Genomic DNA, 20,385 nt, shown 5'->3' with positions numbered 1-20,385 from the left:
TAACTCTCTTGGTTCTGTACAACAATATCTTAGACTGTTATCAAACTTCGATAAAAATCTTTTCAGTGAGATATTGCTATATTAAAGCTGCGCAAATTATATAGAGTTGCTCTTTCCATAGCAAGTTAATTTTCGAAGCCAGTGTAGCTTATTATTGTTAACTCACCGAGATCATTAGGTAGAAATATCAAAAATTTTAGATAACATAAGCATAATAATTATTGCGGCATTATCAGATAGTTAGTAAATTAGTCCAGTTTATGTTAAAAAACATTAACGGCTATTCATTTGCTACCTTAATAACAGTACACAGGCACTTTGGAATTATATGTATACATATTCTCAATTACTTTTAAGAAACTTTCTTTTTGCTATCGGCTTTAGTGCCTGCGTAGCGTTAGCTGGCGCTGTGTTATTGGCAACACAAATATCAACGCAGCAAAGCCAACATCAACAGATTTTACTCACTTTAGACAAACAAATAGATTTTGGAAAAAGTGAGTCACTTGCTAAGCAACTTCCTATATTTAACGCTTATCACTTTATAAATATTATCAATATAGAAGGTGAAGTCATTGTCAACGAGCAAAAGAAACCTACGTTTATCGACGAGTTTATTTTGTCACCAGTTAGCCAAGTTACATTACCTAATTCAAGCTTAATTATACAATTTCAATTAGATGTAAGCGCTAATTTAATCTTTTTGCGCACGACCGTTTTAGCTGTGTTTATTATTACGCTATTATTTACTATTTTTTCAGCACCATTGAGTATTGCAAGATCGCGTCGATTTGCAGATAGAATTGATAAGCAAGTTAAGCAAGATCTTACGCTGATTATTGAAGGCAAAGAAGGCACTGATGAAGTTAATAAGCATGAAGTTACTTTACCTAATATTGAGCAAAGTTTAATAGCACTTAGAGCACTTATTGCGAGTAAAATTACCGCAACAGCCTTATTAGAGAAAGACGCCTATATTGAACCGGTCACTAAATTAGAAAACCGTAACCGCTTTGTTCAATTTTTTGAAAATGCTGATAACCGTTCAGATTTCGGTGTTTTATCTATTACTCGTTGTTCTGAATTACAAACTATTAACCAAATTCACGGTTACCACGAAGGTGATACTTATATCCGCAAAGTTGCCGATATAATGAAAAATGCTATCAGTCGCTATAAAGGTGCACAGGTCTTTAGATTAAATAGTTCTGACTTTGCGACATTAATCCCCAATATTAGCTTAAAAAGTGCTGAAACATTTGCGACAGAATTAACCGCAAGCTTTAACCGATATCAGCAAGCCTCAGATCTAGATTCAGTTGGCTATACCGGATTAGTTTACTTTGATAATGACAAACCACTGGGTGAACTTTTAGCATTAGCTGATACCGGTATTAGCGTAGCGCAAACGCAAAGCGTTAACGCATGGTACGCTCAAACTGATACCAGTATTTTAGATAACAGTAGCGCAAGTTACGGCAATCAAAATTGGCGCCAAGAAATTGATAGTGTCATTGCAAACCAAAGAGTTAATTTACTTGTTCAACCGATCAAGCCAAGTAGCCCTAACAATCGAGTCTATGGAGAAATCCTGACACGCTTTTTAAATAGTAATGATGATATTTTACCTACCGCTTCTTTCTTTGCGATGGCAGAAAAACTCGACAAAATCGTGGCTGTCGACCAAATGATTATAGAAGCTGCAATTAAAGAAATTGCCAACAGAAACATGCACGATAACTTCTTTGGTATTAACGTTAGCGCACGCTCTATTAACGACGGTCACTTCCTGATTTGGTTAGAAAGACGTTTATTGCGAGATAACATAATTGCTTCAAAACTTGTTTTTGAAATCACCGAGAGTGGTTTACAGCAAAATATAAAAACCAGTAAAAACTTTATTGATATGGTCCATAGAGTTGGTGCCCGAATTACCGTTGAACGCTTTGGTATAGGATTAACCTCTTTTAAATTTTTCAGAGATTTAAAACCTGATTTTATAAAAATGGATAGCACCTATACTCGTGATATTGACGAAGACAAAAACAATCAATATTTTATGCGTTTGATGGTCGACTTAGCACACAGACTAAGTATTAGCGTGTTGGCAGAAAGTGTTGAAAGCCAAGAAGAGAAATTTATGCTTGAAAAACTATTTGTTGATGGCTGCCAGGGTTTCTATATTGGTAAGCCCAGAACTATATCTTCAGTATAGTTAGTTTATATACCTTCAACTAAAGCCACTATATTCTAGTGGCTTTAGTTTTTTTAAAGGTGTTTAGAAAACATTTTCTACCGCTTCCTTGGTTAACTTTAATACAGTTTCACTCGCACATTTAAATAACTCAACATTAAAATGAATATCCCTACTGTTCGTATGTTGTTTATTGCTAGATAAACACGGATAATAGTGCGAATTTTCACGGTAAAATATTGATCGAATGACTGATTATCTCTTGCTACTTGTTGGCACAGTATTAGTAAATAACTTTGTCTTGGTTAAGTTTCTTGGCTTATGTCCATTTATGGGCGTGTCGTCTAGAACTGAAACCGCCATAGGTATGTCTTTTGCGACAACCTTTGTCATGACACTAGCGTCATTACTCAGCTATATCGTAAATAGTTATATTCTTGCACCGTTAGGTTTGGAATATTTAACGACAATGACCTTTATTTTAGTCATTGCCGTTGTCGTACAATTTACTGAAATGGTTGTTCATAAAACTAGTGCTAATTTATACCGCTTATTAGGTATTTTTCTTCCACTGATCACCACTAATTGTGCCGTGCTTGGTGTTGCATTGTTGAATCTTTATGAACAACATAATTTCTTTGAATCAATTATTTATGGTTTCGGTGCTGCTGTTGGTTTTTCTTTGGTATTGATTATGTTTTCAGCCATGCGTGAAAAATTAGCCAATGCCGATGTCCCTGCCCCCTTCAAAGGTTCGGCTATTGCCATGATCACCGCGGGTTTAATGTCACTAGCATTCATGGGCTTTACAGGATTGGTTAAGTTTTAATGAGCACACTCATCGCAATATTAGTCGTCGGTGTTATTGCCGCATTGTTTGGCGCCTTATTAGGTTTCGCCTCTGTACAGTTTAAAGTTATTGGTGATCCTCTTGCTGAGCAATTAGACGCGCTTCTCCCACAAACACAATGTGGTCAATGTGGTTACCCTGGATGTAAACCTTATGCAGAAGCAGTCGCTAATGGGGAAGCTATAAATAAGTGCGCCCCTGGCGGTGAAGATACCATAAAAAAAATAGCAGATTTAATGGGAGTTGAAGTTCAGCCTTTAGATGAGAATCACGAAACAGATAATTCACCTAAAGTAGCTTTTATTATTGAAGAAGATTGCATTGGTTGTACCAAGTGTATTCAGGCTTGTCCTGTTGACGCCATCATCGGCACAACCAAACAAATGCATACAATAATTGCGGACGAATGTACTGGTTGCGACCTATGTGTTGCCCCATGCCCAGTAGATTGTATAGAAATGATCCCAGTTGCCACAACAACACAAAACTGGCAATGGGATCTAAATAGTATTCCTGTAGTACAGATAGATTAAGAAGAGGTTTGGGTGGAATCGGTAATTGAACGTATACAACGAGGAAATTTCTGGCAGTTTCATGGCGGCATACATCCGCCTGAGCAAAAGTTTCTCACCTGTAACAAACCTATTGCAAGTGCGCAGATACCAGAACAATTAATCATCCCTATTCGCCAACATATTGGTCAAGCCGGTGATTTAATTATCAAGGTTGGCGACAAAGTGCTTAAAGGGCAAGCATTAAGTGCCAGTGACACTCCAATGTCTTTGCCGGTACATGCACCGACTAGTGGCACCATTACGGCAATTAAGTCGATGGCAATCCCCCATCCTTCAGGCTTAAGCGAAACTTGTATAATACTCACTCCTGACGGCCAGGACACTTGGAAACAACGACATATTTGTCCTGACTTTCAGTTATTAAGCAAAGCACAAATCTTAGAAAAAATAGCGAATGCAGGTATTTCAGGTATGGGCGGCGCAGGCTTTCCTACGCAAGTAAAAGTCAGCACTTTAGCTAAAATTGACTATCTCATCATTAATGCTGCTGAGTGCGAACCCTATATCACCGCTGATGACTTATTGATCCAAGAGCATAGCCCAACTATTTTAGATGGTATTAAAATTGTCGACCATTTATTAACGCCGAAACATATTCTTATTGGTATTGAAGATAACAAACCCAAAGCCATTGAGGCCTTACAAAAAGCCACAGCAGATATCGAGAATATAAAAGTTTGTGTTATACCGACAAAATACCCGAGTGGTGGCGAAAAGCAACTTATTCAAATATTAACAGGTCAAGAAGTACCGTCGGGCGTATTACCAAGTTCTTTAGGGATAGTAATGCAAAACGTTGCTACTTGCTTTGCTATTGCTGACGCTGTTATTAACGATACACCATTAATAAAACGTGTTGTTACTGTTAGCGGGCAAGCGCTCGAAAAACCACAAAATATATGGGCACTTATTGGCACACCCGTTGGATTTCTAACCAACCAATGTGGCTATCAAAACAGCGAAAAACGACACTTAATTATGGGTGGCCCTATGATGGGCTTTAGTTTACCGCATGATCAAGTGCCAGTGATAAAAAGCACTAACTGTATCTTAGCACCCAGTGAAATTGAAATAGCTTCACCTTTTTCCTCTACCAGCAGTAAAGAGGTAGAATGTATTCGTTGTGGCCAATGTGCCGATGTATGCCCTGCACAGTTATTACCACAAGAATTGCAATGGAGTGCGAAAGCAAAAGATCAGCCACAGCTAACGAAACTGAACTTATTTGATTGTATTGAATGTGGCGCGTGTGCTTATGTATGTCCAAGTCAAATTCCGTTAGTGCATTATTATCGAGTTGCGAAAGCTGAAATTCGTCAACAAAAGTTACTCGACATTAAAGCCGAAAAAGCCAAAGTAAGATTTGAAGCACGTAAACTAAGGCTTGAGCGAGAAAAAATTGCCCGTGCAGAGAAACATAAAATTGCCGCTGAAGCTCGCAAAGCCAGAATGAATTCAGGCACCACAGCAGCAAAATCAGAAAAGTCTGCAGTGGCTGACGCATTAGCTCGCGTAAAAGCCAAAAAAGCCCAAGCGAGCTTATCAACCAATACTGCTGCCAATACTGCAGATAATCCTATGGATACAAGCGCCGCATCGACAGTGACCGCAGCACAAAATGATAACAGTAAAAGCCAGGTCGCTAATGCTATAGCAAGAGCAAAAGCGAAAAAATTAGTACAGAAAAACCAAGCAAAAATAGATTCGTTAGATACTCTACAAGACAATGAGTCGCCTAGCTCAACGTCATTAGCGCAAGCTGCGCCCGTTGTTATAGATAAAAAAGCTAAAGTTGCTGCCGCTATTGCTAAAGCTAAGGCAAAAAAACGCAAAGCTGAAGCAGCATCAAGCAATGAAAATATTCCAGCTGAACCTACCGTGGAAGCAAGTCAGATATTAAAACCTGATGTAATTGCCAATGAGTCGACTACCGAGGAAAATGACAACGAAGCAGGAAATAAAAAAGCTAAAGTTGCCGCCGCTATTGCCAAAGCTAAGTTAAAGGTAAAAGCAAAAGCAGACGCAGACGCAATTTTAAACACTGAACCAGTGCTTGAAAATGCAGAAAAAACGCCAAATAAAACAGAAATAACAGCAACAGAAATTATAAATATCGACCATTTGAGCGAAAATGAAGACAACGGTGAACCCCTGACGGTTAATGCCATTGACAGTTCAAACGTAGATAGAAAAGCTAAGATAGCTGCTGCAGTAGCTAAAGCGAAAGCAAAGAAATTGGCTGTAAAGTCTCAGCAGACATCTGATATACCATTAAGCACGATATCAGAATCGAAAGAAAGTGAAGATAAACGTGTACTAGCAACACAAGCTGCAAGTGCTGCAAATAAAAAAGCGCGAATTGCAGCCGCAGTCGCTAAAGCGAAAGCCAAAAAACTGGCTGCTTCATCCGATAAATCATCAACTTCAGAGTAAATAAGTACCATGGCATTTTGGATAGCAAGTTCTCCGCATAATCATCAACAAAGTGAAACATCGGCCCTGATGAGGCTGGTAATTTATGCCGCAATTCCAGGCATATTTGCTCAATGGTATTTCTTTGGTTGGGGTAACTTAATTCATATTTTATTAGCCGTAATTACCGCCATTGTTGCTGAATTTACGGTGTTATCACTACGAGATAAAAAAATAACAACTCAGTTATTTGACGGAAGTGCCATATTAACCGCTGTTTTATTAGGTATAAGTTTACCTGCTTTAGCGCCTTGGTGGATTACTATTATCGGGAGTTTATTTGCTATTGTAGTGGTTAAACAGCTTTATGGTGGTTTAGGCCACAACCCGTTTAACCCTGCTATGGCAGCTTATGTCATGTTGTTGATATCATTTCCTGTCCAAATGACGCAGTGGCAACCACCATTATCATTACTGGCGATGGATATACAATTTAATGACACACTCGCGGTTATTTTCTCCGGTTATACGCCTCAAGGCTATTCTGTTGAACAAATTCGCACGCACATTGATGGCTTTACCATGGCAACCCCGCTCGATACCGTAAAAACTAACATTACGCTTGGCCTAACAGTAGTTGAAAGTATGAACGACCCCGTTATAGGAAAGCACTTTGGTATCGGCTGGGAATGGATAAATGCGGGTTTTTTACTTGGTGGACTATTTTTACTGAGTAAAAAAGCGATTCACTGGACAACTCCTGTAAGCTTTTTAGCAAGCTTGTTTGTTTGTAGCTTTATTGGCTTCATTATTAGTCCTGACAGTAGTGCTTCAACCATGTTTCACTGGTTTACTGGTGCAACTATGTTAGGCGCTTTTTTCATCCTAACTGACCCAGTTTCTGGAGCAACAAGTGTTAAAGGTCGATTAGTCTTTGGTGCACTTGCTGGCTTATTGGTTTATTTGATCAGAAAGTTTGGCGGTTATCCTGATGCCATCGCTTTTGCCGTTTTACTTTGTAATATGGCTGCACCATTAATTGACCAATATACTCGCCCACGCACTTACGGACATAATTTAGGAGTGAAGAAATAATGTCTGAGTTAATGCCTGCCATTAGTAAAAACTCAATAATATTAGGTATATTTGCTATTGTTTGTACTGCGGCGGTTGCTTTAGTACAACTGCTCACAGAAGATCGTATTGAATTTCAAGCTCAACAACAATTAATTCAACAGTTAAATGAAGTTATTCAACCCAGCAGCCATGATAATAAAATGTTTCTTGACTGTATTTTAGCGCCAATTGACAATAATTCTGACTTACTAATCGATGTTATTTATCGCGCTCGCCTCAATAATGTGCCGACCGCAGCAGCAATTAAAACAGTTGCTCCAGACGGTTATAATGGCAACATCGAGTTATTAATCGCCTTAAATACTGATGGCAGTGTTAGTGGCGTAAGAACATTGCTACATAAGGAAACGCCAGGTTTAGGTGATAAAATCGAGTTAAGAAAAAGTGATTGGATCGACACATTCGCGGGTAAAAAACTGCTAGGAAATAATGACAATCGCTGGGCGGTTATTAAAGACGGAGGTATGTTCGATCAGTTTACGGGAGCCACCATCACCCCTAGAGCTGTCGTAAATACGGTTAGAAAAACAATCGATTACTTTCAAGCTAATCAAGCAGTTATTTTTAATGCCGCTAGCAATTGTGGAGCTGAACTATGAAATTAAATCCCGAATATAAAGAGCTGGCTTGGCAAGGCTTATGGAAAAATAATCCTGGCTTAGTACAATTGCTTGGTCTTTGTCCATTACTGGCCGTAACCTCGACTGTTGTTAACGCATTAGGCTTAGGCATTGCCACACTGTTTGTGCTTATTTGCTCAAACGCAACGGTGTCAGCGATCAGACAATGGGTTCCAAAAGAAATTCGTATTCCAATTTTTGTTCTTATCATCGCTACTTTTGTTACCTGTGTGCAACTGCTAATGAATGCATTCACTTATGATTTATATCAGTCGCTAGGTATTTTTCTGCCACTTATTGTCACTAACTGTGCCATTATTGGTCGTGCAGAAGCTTATGCGTCTAAAAATCCTATTAAGCTAGCTAGCTTTGATGGTTTGATGATGGGACTTGGTTTTTTAGCTGTTTTAATGGTACTAGGTGCAATACGTGAGGTCTTAGGGCAAGGCACGTTATTCGATGGCGCAAACTTACTCCTAGGGCCATGGGCAACAGGTCTAAGGTTGGAAATATACCAACTTGATAGTCAGTTTTTATTAGCAATATTGCCGCCAGGTGCTTTTATTGCCATGGGGTTTTTAATCGCAGGAAAAAACCTGATCGACAATAAAATAGCCCTAGCTAAACCGAAAAAACTAGAAAAAGCCATTGAACGTGTACGGGTAAACTTTGAAAGTTAACTCTGAATACTTAAGTCAAAATAAAGAATATAAGTCTGATGAATAAAGAAAAACGAATAGAGATGCTATCTCGATTAAGGGACAACGATCCAAATCCGACTACCGAGCTTAATTTTTCAAGTCCATTTGAGTTATTAATCGCTGTTTTATTATCGGCTCAAGCGACTGATGTAAGCGTTAATAAAGCCACGGATAAACTATACCCGATAGCCAATACACCACAAGCACTACTTGACCTTGGTCTAGATGGCTTAAAATCGTATATTAAAACCATTGGTTTATTTAATACCAAGGCGGTAAATACGCTTAAAACCTGCCAAATGTTAATTGATTTACATGGCGGTGAAGTACCACAAAACCGAGCGGCACTTGAAGCCCTACCCGGTGTGGGCAGAAAAACCGCTAATGTAGTATTAAATACCGCGTTTGGCTGGCTAAAAGATAATGAAGGTAAATACTTTATAGCCGTGGATACACATATCCAGCGAGTCGCTAACCGCACAGGTTACGCTAAAGGTAAAACAGTAGAAGAAACTGAACAGAATATTGTCAAACACACACCAAGAAAAACAGAGTTCTTTTTTAATTTACATCATTGGTTAATTCTACATGGCCGATACACCTGTATTGCTAGAAAGCCCCGCTGCGGATCATGTATTATCGAAGATTTATGCGACTTTAAAGATAAAACTGAAGACTAAGTAATTAACTCAAGGGCTTTTAATTTAAGAGTCATCTACGCTGGATTTACATAACATAGGATGGTGTTAATACTGCTAAACCAAGTATAAGCTTCAACGAATATTAATTTTTGGGCTACAAATTTCAGCCCCCAATTATAACTTTTTTCTAATGTGTAATGTAACTTTCCAATAAAAACGAATTGGGGGGGTAAGTCGTACTTATTTAGCGTTACGCAATAACACCATCTTTTGTCCATGAGCAGATACTTTTTCTGGAATATTTAGCAACGAGGCCAGTGATTCCATACGAGAAGGCGGTATATGCGCGGCATAAAGTAGTGTTAAACACAAAGTCTGAACGGTCCTAATTTGCTTTTTAGACTACTTCGATTACAAAACAACACTTTGAAGTATTCCTCCTTTATTAAATCTGTGAAATAATAAAACACTTCTATATGCTGGCTTACCATTGCGGTTTTCCCCATATTTACCTAGTCCTCAATCGCACTGAGCTTGCGGTGGAGGTCAATATTTTTTCAAGTTGAAGATATACTATCAAAAGTGTTAACAACATTGATGTGACACCTTTTTAATAGAAAGTCTTTGTGAATTTTAAGATAGATTGGATAAGTAAACTATGAAATTTTTACACACAATGGTTCGTATTAAAGACCTAGATAAATCATTAGATTTCTATATAACCCATTTAGGCTTAATAGAAACTAAGCGAGTAGATGTGCCGGAAGGTAAATTTAGCTTAATTTTCTTAGCGACTGAGCCTGGCGCTCCTGAAATAGAACTTACCCACAATTGGGGTTCAGAAGAAGAGTACACCGTCGGCAGAAATTTTGGCCACTTAGCTTTTGAAGTTGACGATATTTATGCTTTGTGTGAAAAGTTAATGGCTGCAGGTATTACCATTAATAGACCTCCACGTTGTGGTCATATGGCATTTGTAAAATCACCAGATAATGTTTCTATTGAGTTACTGCAAAAAGGTGAACGTTTAGCACCACAAGAACCTTGGTTAAGTATGGAAAATTCAGGTAGCTGGTAAATAGCCAAAGTTTAACCATGTTTAGTTTGGCTTCATTAAGTTTGACTAGATTTTACTTAAGCATATTTAATCCTGTTTAGCCTAATCATCAGCTATCGTCGAGATTAGGCTAATTTTCCAGCTAAACCTTAACTCCCATAAACTAACCTTGTTCAAAACATTATATCGATCATTTAGGTTAACGGTTCAGGTGTTGAGCTTAAATAAGTCATGAAGGCTTTACTGGCGTTAGAAAGCGAGTGACTTTTTTTCCATGCTAAACTCAATTTAAATTCTATTTTTGGCTCAAAAGCTATCGATGTCATCTTCTGATCATTTTGTAAAATACGCGATAAACAAGTGGTTATACCTACTTCATTGCGCACCAATGACTTTTGCAGCTCAATAAGGTTCGTTTCCATACGTATGTCTAAGTCTACATGATGTTTTTTTGAATATTGACTAACCACTTCACGTAAAAAATACCCTTCATGGAATAGTACGAGTGGCTGCTGACAAAATTGTGCAAGTGAGATGGTTCGCTCTGTAGCAAGCTCGTGCGTACTTGCCATACCGGCCACGACTTCTTCATTAATAAGTTCAGTATATCGCAGCTGTTGATTCTCTAAGTCACCGCGTATTAAGGCTAAATCCAGCTCACCATTGAGCAACATCTTTTCAAGCGCTGCAGTACCTTGGTCGACTAATTGTATTTTTATTTTTGGGTGCTTTTGCTTAAACTCGGTCAATACTTTTGGAAAATAATAAGAGCCCATCATAGCGGAAACACCAAAACGAATGGTGCCTTGCCCGAGATTTTTTAGATCTTCTAGCTCTAATTCCACTTGTTTTACTTGGCTTAATAGTTGAATTGCCCGTTTATTCAATACTTCGCCTTCGGCAGTTAATAACGCATTTTTTTCTGCGCGGTTGATCAGTTTTAAGCCAACTTCTTGTTCGAGCTTTTGAATCGAAATAGTCAAGGCTGGCTGAGCAATACCAATTTTAAGTGCTGCTCTTGTAAAGTTGCCTATTGCGGCCAATTGACAGAAATATTCTAGACGTTTTAAATTCATGTTATTTCAAGCTATAAATAAAAGTTATGAAAAATATAATAACTATATATTATATTTATTTTGTCATTAGCGATAGAGTACAGTCATAAAATAAATGCTTACTGCAAAACTATATAAAAAAGAGTAACTCTATGAACACAAAATTGACCCCTTTTAATTGGCAAGACCCGATGTTTCTTGATAGTCAACTGACCGAAGAAGAACGAATGATCCGTGACTCTGCTCATGATTATTGCCAAGAAAAGTTACTGCCACGTGTGCTTGAAGCCAATAGACATGAACATTTTGATCGTGAAATCATGCGTGAATTAGGTCAATTAGGTTTGTTGGGTGCTACTTTGCCGGCTAAATATGGCGGCAGTGAAGTCAATTATGTCAGTTATGGTTTAATTGCGCGTGAAGTAGAGCGTGTTGACAGTGGTTATCGCAGCGCAATGAGTGTGCAATCTTCACTCGTAATGCATCCAATATATGCTTACGGCACGGAAGAACAACGCATGAAGTATTTACCTAAACTTGCTTCGGGTGAATGGGTGGGTTGTTTTGGTTTGACTGAGCCTAACTCGGGTAGTGATCCTGCCTCAATGACCACACATGCCAAGAAAGTTGACGGTGGTTATCGTTTAACCGGTAATAAAATGTGGATCACAAATTCTCCTATTGCCGATGTTTTTGTCGTGTGGGCAAAGCTCGATCGTAAAATTCGTGGCTTCGTGTTGGAAAAAGGTATGGAAGGTTTGTCTGCCCCCAAAATTGAAGGTAAATTTTCATTACGTGCTTCAATAACAGGCGAAATTGTGATGGATAACGTTTTTGTACCGGCTGAAAATATGTTCCCAGAAATTACCGGCTTAGCAGGACCTTTTGGTTGTTTAAATAAAGCACGTTACGGTATTGCTTGGGGCTCATTAGGCGCGGCAGAATTTTGCTTTAACTCAGCAAGAAACTATACCTTAGACCGTCAGCAATTTGGTCGTCCTTTGGCTTCAAATCAGCTTATTCAAAAGAAACTGGCTGATATGCAAACTGAGATATCCCTTGGTTTACAGGGGTGCTTGCAAATGGGTCGCTTAATGGATGCAGATCAATGTCCGGTTGAATTAATCTCCTTATTAAAACGTAATAATTGTGGCAAGTCTCTTGATATTGCTCGCGTTGCGCGTGATATGCATGGTGGCAATGGTATTAGTGATGAATTTGGTGTAATTCGCCATATGATGAATCTTGAAGCGGTTAATACCTATGAAGGTACACACGATGTGCACGCGCTAATATTGGGTCGTGCTATCACAGGTTATCAGGCTTTCTGCTAATGACTAGCGCATTGGGGAACATAAAAGTTGTCGATTTAAGCCGCATTTTAGCGGGGCCTTGGGCTTCGCAAATGTTAGCTGACATGGGCGCAGAAGTGATAAAAGTGGAGCGTCCTAAAAAAGGTGATGATACTCGCTTTTGGGGCCCTCCTTTTATCAAAGAAGCGAATGAAGAACAGCCGCCACAGGCCGCATATTTTCACTGTGTAAATCGTAATAAACAATCTATCGCGATTGATATTACTCAGCAGCAAGGTCAACAAGTGATTAAAGATTTAATTGCTCAGGCAGATGTGCTCATTGAAAATTATAAAGTCGGTGGACTGACTAAGTACGGGCTAGATTATGAAAGCGTAAAAGCGATTAATCCCCGCTTAGTATATTGCTCTATTACTGGCTTTGGACAAAGTGGACCCAGCGCACATAAAGCCGGTTACGATGCCATGATCCAAGGTGAAGGTGGCTTGATGAGCTTAACGGGTGAGCCTGATGGCATGCCAATGAAAGTCGGCGTTGCCTTGGTTGATGTTATGACAGGTTTGTACAGTTGCAATGCAATTTTGGCTGCACTCATGGCTCGTCATCAAACAAATGCAGGTCAACATATCGATATTGCCCTGCTAGATGTGCAAGTAGCGACATTAGCCAACCAAGGTATGAACTATTTGGCAACAGGTAAAAATCCACAAAGACTAGGTAACGGACACCCGAATATTGTGCCTTATCAAACTTTTGCGACGCAAGATGGTAGCATCATTTTAGCCATTGGCAATGACAGTCAATTTGTTAAATTTTGTCAGGTTGCTCATTGTGGGGAACTTGCGCAAAACGCGTTATTTGCCACCAATGCTCAACGCGTTATTAACCGAGATAAGCTCATTCCAATTATTGCGAACAAACTTGCTTCATATTCAACGCTTTGGTGGATTGAACAACTTGAGTCTGTTGCAGTACCTTGTGGCCCAGTTAATACCTTAGAACAGGTTTTTGACCACCCGCAAATTAAGCACCGCGAAATGGTTAGGCAAGTGAGCAATCAACAAGGTGAGCTTATTAACACCATAGCATCACCCATAAACCTTTCAGCGACACCATTACAATATAACAGTGCTTCACCTGACTTAGGCCAACATAGTCATCAGGTTTTATCATCGCTGCTTAAATACAGTGAAGATAACATTAAAAAACTTTTTTCTAACGGGACTGTTAGCTAACTAAATACCTTTAAGTTTAATACAGTGTGAGAGTAATAATATGAATACATCAGTAATCAAAATCGATAATGCAGCAAGCCCTTATGGTTTTTCGGTAGCTCCATATGCAGGAAACCCACGTTTACAAGTAATAAAATTAACCTCGGCAACAGTCAAAGAATTTATTGAACAAGCATTACCCATAGGTGTGCAAGCGATAGAATATAAACCTTTTTTGCGTTTTCACGTTGCCAGTATTCTTAATTCACTCACTAATAACACCTTAGGCGACCTTTTACTCAACACCATCAAAAATAGAGCGACCGGCGCATTTTTATTGCAGTGCGAACCTGTCGCAGCTGAATATGATGAACTTGAGTTTAATATTTTATTATCTACCGCAATTTCTCATTTAATTGGTGTGCCTAATTTAGATGCTATGTATGGCAAATATTATGCGCGATTTAGTGTTAAAAACGAAGATAATAGCGACAGTTACCTTCGCCAAGCACACCGTCGTATGGAATTACACAACGATGGCACTTATGTAAAAGAGCGCACCGACTGGGTTATTATGCAAAAAATAGCTGAAGAGAATATGGAAGGTGGTGACTCTTTAATATTGCATGTAGATGAATGGCAAGATCTAGAAAAATTTTATAATCATCCTTTAGCAAAAGAAGATATTCAATGGGCACCTCCAGCCAGTAAAAATATTACTTATAAAATGCAACATCCGGTGTTTTTCGAAGAAGATCAAAATGGCAGACCTAAAATGCTTTATATCGATCAATTTGCCGAACCCTTAAATATGCGACAAGGACAGTATTTATATGAAATGGGCAACTCATTGGAAGCTGAGGAAAACACTTTCAATGTACGAGTTCCTGTTGGCAGTATGTTAGTCATGAATAACCATGTTTGGCTTCATGGTCGTGATAAATTTGTCGCTGATAAAGGGCTTTATCGTGAATTATTACGCCAGCGTGGCGCATATTATGAAAATGCGAAACTAAAGCCGTAACGAATAGGAATTTATTATGATCTATGACTACATCATCATTGGTGGTGGTATTGTTGGTGTATCAACAGCTTGGCAACTACAGCAACGCTACCCCGATAAAAAAATACTATTACTAGAAAAAGAAAGTGAATTTGCTACACATCAAACTGGTCATAATAGCGGAGTAATTCATGCTGGCGTTTATTACGAACCTGGGAGTTTAAAGGCTAAGTTTTGTCTTGAAGGTGTGCAGGCGACAATTAATTTTTGCCAGCAATATAATATTCCCTTTAATCAATGCGGAAAGTTATTGGTTGCCACTAATGAATTAGAAGTAAATCGCATGGAGGCGCTTTATAAACGCTGCCAAGAAAATAATCTTGAGGTAGAGTTATTAAACCAACAGCAGTTAAAAGTTTGTGAGCCAAATATCACCGGGCTAGGTGCTATTTTGGTTAAATCTACTGGTATTGTCGATTACCAGTTAATTACCATTCAGATGGCGCAAGTTTTTAAATCTTTGGGCGGAGAATATAAATTAAACACGCAAGTCACCAATCTCGCTGAAACCGCTGATAACGTCACCGTCAGTACCACGGTAGGAGACTTTTCTTGCCAATATTTAATTACTTGCTCAGGCTTAATGGCCGATCGCGTAGTCAAAATGTTAAAGATCCCTGTGGACTTTCAAATTGTACCATTTCGTGGTGAGTACTTTCAGTTACCCGCGAATAAAAACAACATTGTTAATCACCTGATATACCCTATTCCAGACCCGGATTTACCTTTTTTAGGTGTGCATTTAACAAGGATGATTGATGGTAGTGTAACGGTTGGACCGAATGCAGTACTGGGTTTTAAACGCGAGGGCTACGGAAAAGTCAATGTAAACCTTCGTGATATTAAAGAAATGGTCATGTTTTCAGGTTTTTGGAAAGTACTTAGTCAAAACCTAAGATCTGGAATCACTGAGTTCAAAAATTCACTCTTTAAGCGTGGCTATTTAAAGCTAGTGCAAAAATATTGTCCATCAATAGCATTATCAGATTTAAGCCCATATCCTGCCGGTATTCGTGCCCAAGCAGTGATGAAAGATGGTAGCTTAGTACATGACTTTTTGTTTGCTAACAGTAAACGAACAATTAATGTCTGCAATGCTCCGTCTCCTGCAGCGACTTCAGCAATTCCGATTGGTGGCTATATTGTTGATAAAGTAAATCAGCACTTCTGTGTAAATGCATCTAATGAAGTAGATCAAACAATGGTCTAAGTTGTAAATCGATAAATACTTCAATTTCGATGTATTTATCGAGTTGTTTATGACTTATTAATTAGTGAATATGGTAGAAAAAGTACCAGGTGTATGCCTTATAGCCATTACCCGTTCATGTGAATACATACTGAAAATTAATATTTATATTATTTGAAAGAAGTTAATCTGATGATTGAATGAAAAAAAAGACCAACTTACAATTAAGTTGGTCTAATCTATCACTATCTAATTTTATTAATCGTTAATCAATCCCAACTTCCCTTTTGCTACAGCCTTGGTCTTTTCAGCTGAGTTAATTGCCAACTCGCCAATAATTAACGTTACAACAACCCCTATAAATACCGACCATTGCATACCTTCTTCAGGAGAATAGATAAATAACACAATGGCAAAGCTTAATACTGATATACACGAATAAGCTGATAAACGTGCAAAGAATAATCCACCAGGTATTTTATATGGGCGAGAATGATTTGGATGTTCTACGCGGGCTTTCACAAATGCAAGTAGCATGCCGATATATGGCAACATAAAGATAACCGCGCTAAAAGCAAATAATGACCAGAATAAATCTTCATTCGAACCGGCTAGAACACCGTAAAGCACGATGGTACCTGTACTGACTAATCCCATCATAATACTAGCGCCTAAAGGTGTGCCAGATTTTTTACTCATTAAGCCGAAAATAGCCGGAAGCTCACCGGTTTTAGCGGCTTCTGCAGCAGCACGATTACACCCTAATGCCCAAGTTACACCATTAGAGAAAAAGGTAAACAATGCCATAACGCCCAGTGCCATCGCAAAGGTTTTTCCAGCCGGCGATTGACCAAATAGAAGATATAAGGTGTCCATTAACCCTTCAACAAGATTAATGTCTTGAGCAGGAATGGCGGCTAACATTGCAACTGTACCTAATACATAAAGTACAATAATAATAAGAGCAGAAATAAGTACGGCTTTTGGCATATCTCGCGCAGGGTCTTTCATTTCTTCGCTACTAGCGCTGACTAATTCAAAGCCTAACATGCCGTAAATAATTGCCGGAATATATTGAAAACTGGCTTGCCAATCAGGTTTAAGGGCTGCCATGGTAAATTCATTAGCCATGCCATGTTCATCGACGTAGTTAAAGGCACCAACAATGATAACAATAAAAATAACTATTTTAAAAATAGCACCGGTATCAGGTATCAGTTTACCAACATCTAAGCTAACAATATTGACAATAACCGTAATCCAAGTAAGTAAAAGTCCAATACCTATTTGGCCATAAAGGCTTAAGTCAGGAAAAAACATTTGCTTAAATATGCCAGCAAATAAAATAGAAATAGCCGGGATCCACACCGCAGTGTTAATCCAGTAACTCCAGGATGCTCGGGCTGCCCAACGACTACCATAAGCAGTTTTAATCCATGCGTATATACCACCTTGTGCGGGGTATGAACATGACATTTCAGCACTGATGAGCGCAATAGGAATAAAGAATATTACACTAAGAAATAACCACCAAAAAATGCTAGATACTCCAACTGAGGCGGCTGAAGCTAAAGTATCTAAAAGCAGAATGGCTGATACGGTAAAAAGCACCAGATCTTTTTTCCCCAATATTTTTTTTGTCATAAATCTTTCTCTTCTATGAAGTTAATTAGCTATCGTCGGCTGACTTTAGGTTGTTTGAATAAAAATAGCCGTTTAACTATTTATAGTTATATTTTTGTTAGTCATTCAGTCTTACATAAAAAAGCCTTGATTAAGTTACCCCTATAGGGGGATATTTGAAGGTAAATATTTTTTACAAAACTTAGTTTTATAGCTCAATTATCATCCTTTATCTAACTCTAACGCGATAGGGGTATGTTCGGTTATCTGTAATTTATTTATTCTAATTTTGAATAAAATTAAAACAACGACATAATAACAATTACATACACAGTGTCTAACGCTTTTGAAGTTATGACGCAGTGAAATATAAACTTAAATATAAACATAATAGGCCTAACTATGAATCTGAAAACCGCGCTCATTGCTCCTCATTTATTTAAACTATCGCCATTGGTTCTGGCTTTAGGCTTAAACAATGCAGTAGCAAGTGAAATAGAAGTGATCGAAGTTCAAGTACAAAAACGTACGCAGTCTGTGCAAGATGTACCGGTAGCAGTATCAGCCTTTAATGGTGACATGATGGATCAACTCCGTATAGAAGACGTGCGCGGTTTGGTTGATTTAACACCCGGCTTTAACGGTAAAACAGAAGACAGCTTTATTGATGCGCTTTCAATTCGTGGCATAGGTACCAATGACTTTGGTATCGGTGGCGACCCATCAGTTGCTATTTTTACTGATGGCTTATGGTCAGGTCGTAATGGCGGTGTTCAAATGTCATTTTACGATATGGAACGCGCTGAAGTTGTTAAAGGTCCACAGGGCACTTTATTCGGTCGTAACGCTATCGCTGGTGGTATTAATATTACCACCAACAAACCTATTTCTGACTTTGAAGCGAAAATAGGGGTAACTGTTGCCCAATTTGATACTCAAGAAGTAACAGGTATGGTGAATATACCTTTATCTGAAAATTGGTACTTTCGCGCAGCTGGAAATTTTATCTCTAAAGGTGCTTGGTTAGAAAATATTGCTGGTGGCGGTGATCTTGGTGCTAGTGAAATAAGCTCTACTCGTTTATCGCTTCGCTATGAAGGTGATGATGTAGACGCTGTTTTTCGTGCAACCTATGAAGATAGAGAACAAGACCCTTCCGTGTACTGGACTGAAATCAGTGCTGTAGCTGAAGATAAAGTCAATATAGATTACGGCAATGATAAAGGTTATGACCGAGGTGAAATACTTTCATTACAAGCCAACGTCGAATTTACCTTATCTGATGAATACTTATTAACTTCTATTACAGGCTATAAAACTTATGACTTTGCTTATTTAGAAGATTTTGATGCACAACCCGAGTTAATTAATAATTACGGGCAAGATCAAACTGTTGATTATGCTAGCCAAGAATTAAGATTAAACTATCAAGGTGATGGTACAATCAATTGGTTTATAGGTGCTAGTGTTTATCAAGAAGATATTGATGCAACTTTTATTAACTCTTACGATGAAGATGCATTATGTAAAGCGGTTTCTCTAACCGATTCTACAGACTTTGATGGTCCTGCTGCAGGTTGTGATGACGTAAACTGGGAAACCTACTGGGAAGATGATATCAACCCTTCAGACTTACTGACTAACAAACCTGAAACCAATATAGATATATTAAAGAACACAGGTTGGTCTATTTACGGTGATATTACTTGGCAAGCCACCGAAAAACTCGACTTAACCTTAGGTGGACGCTACACCGAAGATACTAAAGATATGAGCATTGAAGTGTTAGATTCTGGTGGAGCATTAGGCAATACCTTTGTATTTGAATGGTACACAGACGGTCCAGTTCAAGCCAAAGATACTTGGTCAGATTTTACTCCACGAATTGCCGCTGTATATGAATTAACTGACGACATTAATGTGTACGCCAATGCGGCTAAAGGTTATAAATCAGGTGGTTATTCTACCTTTGGTATTATGAATGATGGTTCACAAGAATACGGCGGGCCGTTAGCGGCAGGTAGTGAACCCCTTGCTTTTGAACCTGAAACAACAACCAGTTATGAAATTGGTAGTAAAATGATGTTGCTAGACAATTCTATGCAACTAAACCTTGCTTACTTCACTTATGATTATCAAGACTTACAAATGATAATTTTTGAAAGTGGTTCACAGCTTGTTAAAAACGTTGGTGAAGCAAAAAATCACGGTATAGAAGCTGACCTGCATTGGACACCAACTGATAATTGGGATTTACGAGTGGCTGGTGCCTGGATGGACAGTGAAATAACTAAAGAAATAGAAGCTGGTGACGGAACTTTAGGTAATAAATTACCCATGGCGCCTGAGTTAAGCGGCTCATTAGTTACTTCTTATTTCCATTACATGGACAGCGGTATAGTAACCTTAATGGCTAAATGGGTTTACCAAAGTGAAATCTATGGTGGCCCAGGTAACTATGAAACAGCTAAAGTTGATAGTTGGAATGAGCTTGGTTTACGTGCCATGTTTGAAAGCAATGACGATTGGTCAGTAAGCTTATACATCGATAACGTTACCGATGCTGACTACTATGAACGTGGTTGGGAAAATGCTGATGCCGATAACAAAAATGGTTTTGGTTTAGTGAATACTTTTGTTTGGCCAGCCAAACCTCGCACCGTTGGTGTCAGCTTTGATATGACCTTTTAATTTCCCTACGTTTACTTCCCCTAGCGCTTGCGTTAGGGGCTATTTTTCTA

At 38.6% G+C, this 20,385-nt stretch carries 17 protein-coding genes; 14 read left to right on the top strand and 3 right to left on the bottom strand.

Annotated elements, in window-relative coordinates:
- Positions 1–328: 328 nt before the first annotated feature.
- From B5D82_RS16520 to nth, 8 genes are all read left to right on the top strand, one after another.
- Complete coding sequence (locus B5D82_RS16520) at positions 329–2,215, top strand: EAL domain-containing protein (RefSeq protein WP_081153076.1); 1,887 nt, start codon at positions 329–331, stop codon at positions 2,213–2,215.
- 226 nt (positions 2,216–2,441) lie between these two features.
- Positions 2,442–3,023, top strand: a complete 582-nt coding sequence (rsxA, locus tag B5D82_RS16515; RefSeq protein WP_081153075.1) for an electron transport complex subunit RsxA — start codon at positions 2,442–2,444, stop codon at positions 3,021–3,023.
- Positions 3,023–3,577 (top strand): electron transport complex subunit RsxB, encoded by a 555-nt coding sequence (rsxB, locus tag B5D82_RS16510; RefSeq protein WP_081153073.1) that lies wholly within the window; start codon positions 3,023–3,025, stop codon positions 3,575–3,577. The genes rsxA and rsxB overlap by 1 nt, the downstream gene beginning before the upstream one ends.
- 12 nt (positions 3,578–3,589) lie before the next feature.
- Positions 3,590–6,052 (top strand): electron transport complex subunit RsxC, encoded by a 2,463-nt coding sequence (gene rsxC, locus B5D82_RS16505; protein ID WP_081153072.1) that lies wholly within the window; start codon positions 3,590–3,592, stop codon positions 6,050–6,052.
- A gap of 9 nt (positions 6,053–6,061) precedes the next feature.
- A complete protein-coding gene (gene rsxD / locus B5D82_RS16500) occupies positions 6,062–7,126 on the top strand; it encodes an electron transport complex subunit RsxD (RefSeq protein ID WP_081153070.1) in 1,065 nt (354 codons plus the stop codon).
- On the top strand, positions 7,126–7,767 hold the full coding sequence (gene rsxG, locus B5D82_RS16495) for an electron transport complex subunit RsxG (RefSeq protein ID WP_094122822.1): 642 nt from the start codon (positions 7,126–7,128) through the stop codon (positions 7,765–7,767). Before rsxD ends, rsxG begins: the two co-directional genes overlap by 1 nt.
- Positions 7,764–8,468, top strand: a complete 705-nt coding sequence (locus B5D82_RS16490; protein WP_081153069.1) for an electron transport complex subunit E — start codon at positions 7,764–7,766, stop codon at positions 8,466–8,468. The genes rsxG and B5D82_RS16490 overlap by 4 nt, the downstream gene beginning before the upstream one ends.
- A 38-nt stretch (positions 8,469–8,506) precedes the next feature.
- Positions 8,507–9,169, top strand: coding sequence for an endonuclease III (nth, locus tag B5D82_RS16485; protein ID WP_081153067.1), 663 nt, complete (start codon positions 8,507–8,509; stop codon positions 9,167–9,169).
- 201 nt (positions 9,170–9,370) lie between these two features.
- Here nth and B5D82_RS20265 read toward each other — a convergent pair whose 3' ends face one another.
- A complete protein-coding gene (locus B5D82_RS20265) occupies positions 9,371–9,502 on the bottom strand; it encodes a hypothetical protein (protein WP_281255932.1) in 132 nt (43 codons plus the stop codon).
- Positions 9,503–9,788: 286 nt separating this feature from the next.
- On the opposite strand from B5D82_RS20265, the gene B5D82_RS16480 reads away from it, so the two are divergent.
- Complete coding sequence (locus tag B5D82_RS16480; protein ID WP_081153065.1) at positions 9,789–10,208, top strand: VOC family protein; 420 nt, start codon at positions 9,789–9,791, stop codon at positions 10,206–10,208.
- 173 nt (positions 10,209–10,381) lie between these two features.
- On the opposite strand, the gene B5D82_RS16475 is transcribed toward B5D82_RS16480, so the two are convergent.
- A complete protein-coding gene (locus tag B5D82_RS16475) occupies positions 10,382–11,263 on the bottom strand; it encodes a LysR family transcriptional regulator (protein ID WP_081153064.1) in 882 nt (293 codons plus the stop codon).
- Between the two features lie 131 nt (positions 11,264–11,394).
- Here B5D82_RS16475 and B5D82_RS16470 point away from each other — a divergent pair, with 131 nt between their 5' ends.
- Genes B5D82_RS16470 through lhgO form a run of 4 tightly spaced genes read left to right on the top strand, consistent with a single transcriptional unit; the run spans position 11,395 to position 16,042 of the window.
- Positions 11,395–12,576 (top strand): acyl-CoA dehydrogenase, encoded by a 1,182-nt coding sequence (locus B5D82_RS16470; protein WP_081153062.1) that lies wholly within the window; start codon positions 11,395–11,397, stop codon positions 12,574–12,576.
- Positions 12,576–13,790 carry a CaiB/BaiF CoA transferase family protein gene (locus B5D82_RS16465; protein WP_081153061.1) on the top strand — a complete coding sequence of 405 codons (1,215 nt, stop codon included), beginning with the start codon at positions 12,576–12,578 and terminating at the stop codon, positions 13,788–13,790. The genes B5D82_RS16470 and B5D82_RS16465 overlap by 1 nt, the downstream gene beginning before the upstream one ends.
- A 40-nt stretch (positions 13,791–13,830) precedes the next feature.
- Complete coding sequence (glaH, locus tag B5D82_RS16460; protein ID WP_081153059.1) at positions 13,831–14,793, top strand: glutarate dioxygenase GlaH; 963 nt, start codon at positions 13,831–13,833, stop codon at positions 14,791–14,793.
- 16 nt (positions 14,794–14,809) lie between these two features.
- Positions 14,810–16,042 (top strand): L-2-hydroxyglutarate oxidase, encoded by a 1,233-nt coding sequence (gene lhgO, locus B5D82_RS16455; RefSeq protein WP_081153058.1) that lies wholly within the window; start codon positions 14,810–14,812, stop codon positions 16,040–16,042.
- Positions 16,043–16,279: 237 nt separating this feature from the next.
- Here lhgO and B5D82_RS16450 read toward each other — a convergent pair whose 3' ends face one another.
- On the bottom strand, positions 16,280–17,665 hold the full coding sequence (locus tag B5D82_RS16450; protein WP_081153056.1) for an APC family permease: 1,386 nt from the start codon (positions 17,663–17,665) through the stop codon (positions 16,280–16,282).
- Between the two features lie 381 nt (positions 17,666–18,046).
- On the opposite strand from B5D82_RS16450, the gene B5D82_RS16445 reads away from it, so the two are divergent.
- Positions 18,047–20,335 (top strand): TonB-dependent receptor, encoded by a 2,289-nt coding sequence (locus tag B5D82_RS16445; RefSeq protein WP_081153055.1) that lies wholly within the window; start codon positions 18,047–18,049, stop codon positions 20,333–20,335.
- Positions 20,336–20,385: the final 50 nt, after the last annotated feature.

The sequence above is a fragment of the Cognaticolwellia beringensis genome (genome assembly GCF_002076895.1).
GTDB classification, from domain to species: Bacteria; Pseudomonadota; Gammaproteobacteria; order Enterobacterales; family Alteromonadaceae; genus Cognaticolwellia; species Cognaticolwellia beringensis.
This window is presented reverse-complemented; position numbering and strand designations above follow the sequence as displayed.

Excerpts from the sequence above, each read along its gene's own strand:
- B5D82_RS16520 (WP_081153076.1), top strand. The coding sequence starts at position 329 with ATGTATACATATTCTCAATTACTTTTAAGAAACTTTCTTTTTGCTATC.
- rsxA (WP_081153075.1), top strand. The coding sequence starts at position 2,442 with ATGACTGATTATCTCTTGCTACTTGTTGGCACAGTATTAGTAAATAAC.
- rsxB (WP_081153073.1), top strand. The coding sequence starts at position 3,023 with ATGAGCACACTCATCGCAATATTAGTCGTCGGTGTTATTGCCGCATTG.
- rsxD (WP_081153070.1), top strand. The coding sequence starts at position 6,062 with ATGGCATTTTGGATAGCAAGTTCTCCGCATAATCATCAACAAAGTGAA.
- rsxG (WP_094122822.1), top strand. The coding sequence starts at position 7,126 with ATGTCTGAGTTAATGCCTGCCATTAGTAAAAACTCAATAATATTAGGT.
- B5D82_RS16490 (WP_081153069.1), top strand. The coding sequence starts at position 7,764 with ATGAAATTAAATCCCGAATATAAAGAGCTGGCTTGGCAAGGCTTATGG.
- nth (WP_081153067.1), top strand. The coding sequence starts at position 8,507 with ATGAATAAAGAAAAACGAATAGAGATGCTATCTCGATTAAGGGACAAC.
- B5D82_RS16480 (WP_081153065.1), top strand. The coding sequence starts at position 9,789 with ATGAAATTTTTACACACAATGGTTCGTATTAAAGACCTAGATAAATCA.
- B5D82_RS16475 (WP_081153064.1), bottom strand. The coding sequence starts at position 11,263 with ATGAATTTAAAACGTCTAGAATATTTCTGTCAATTGGCCGCAATAGGC.
- B5D82_RS16470 (WP_081153062.1), top strand. The coding sequence starts at position 11,395 with ATGAACACAAAATTGACCCCTTTTAATTGGCAAGACCCGATGTTTCTT.
- B5D82_RS16465 (WP_081153061.1), top strand. The coding sequence starts at position 12,576 with ATGACTAGCGCATTGGGGAACATAAAAGTTGTCGATTTAAGCCGCATT.
- glaH (WP_081153059.1), top strand. The coding sequence starts at position 13,831 with ATGAATACATCAGTAATCAAAATCGATAATGCAGCAAGCCCTTATGGT.
- lhgO (WP_081153058.1), top strand. The coding sequence starts at position 14,810 with ATGATCTATGACTACATCATCATTGGTGGTGGTATTGTTGGTGTATCA.
- B5D82_RS16450 (WP_081153056.1), bottom strand. The coding sequence starts at position 17,665 with ATGACAAAAAAAATATTGGGGAAAAAAGATCTGGTGCTTTTTACCGTA.
- B5D82_RS16445 (WP_081153055.1), top strand. The coding sequence starts at position 18,047 with ATGAATCTGAAAACCGCGCTCATTGCTCCTCATTTATTTAAACTATCG.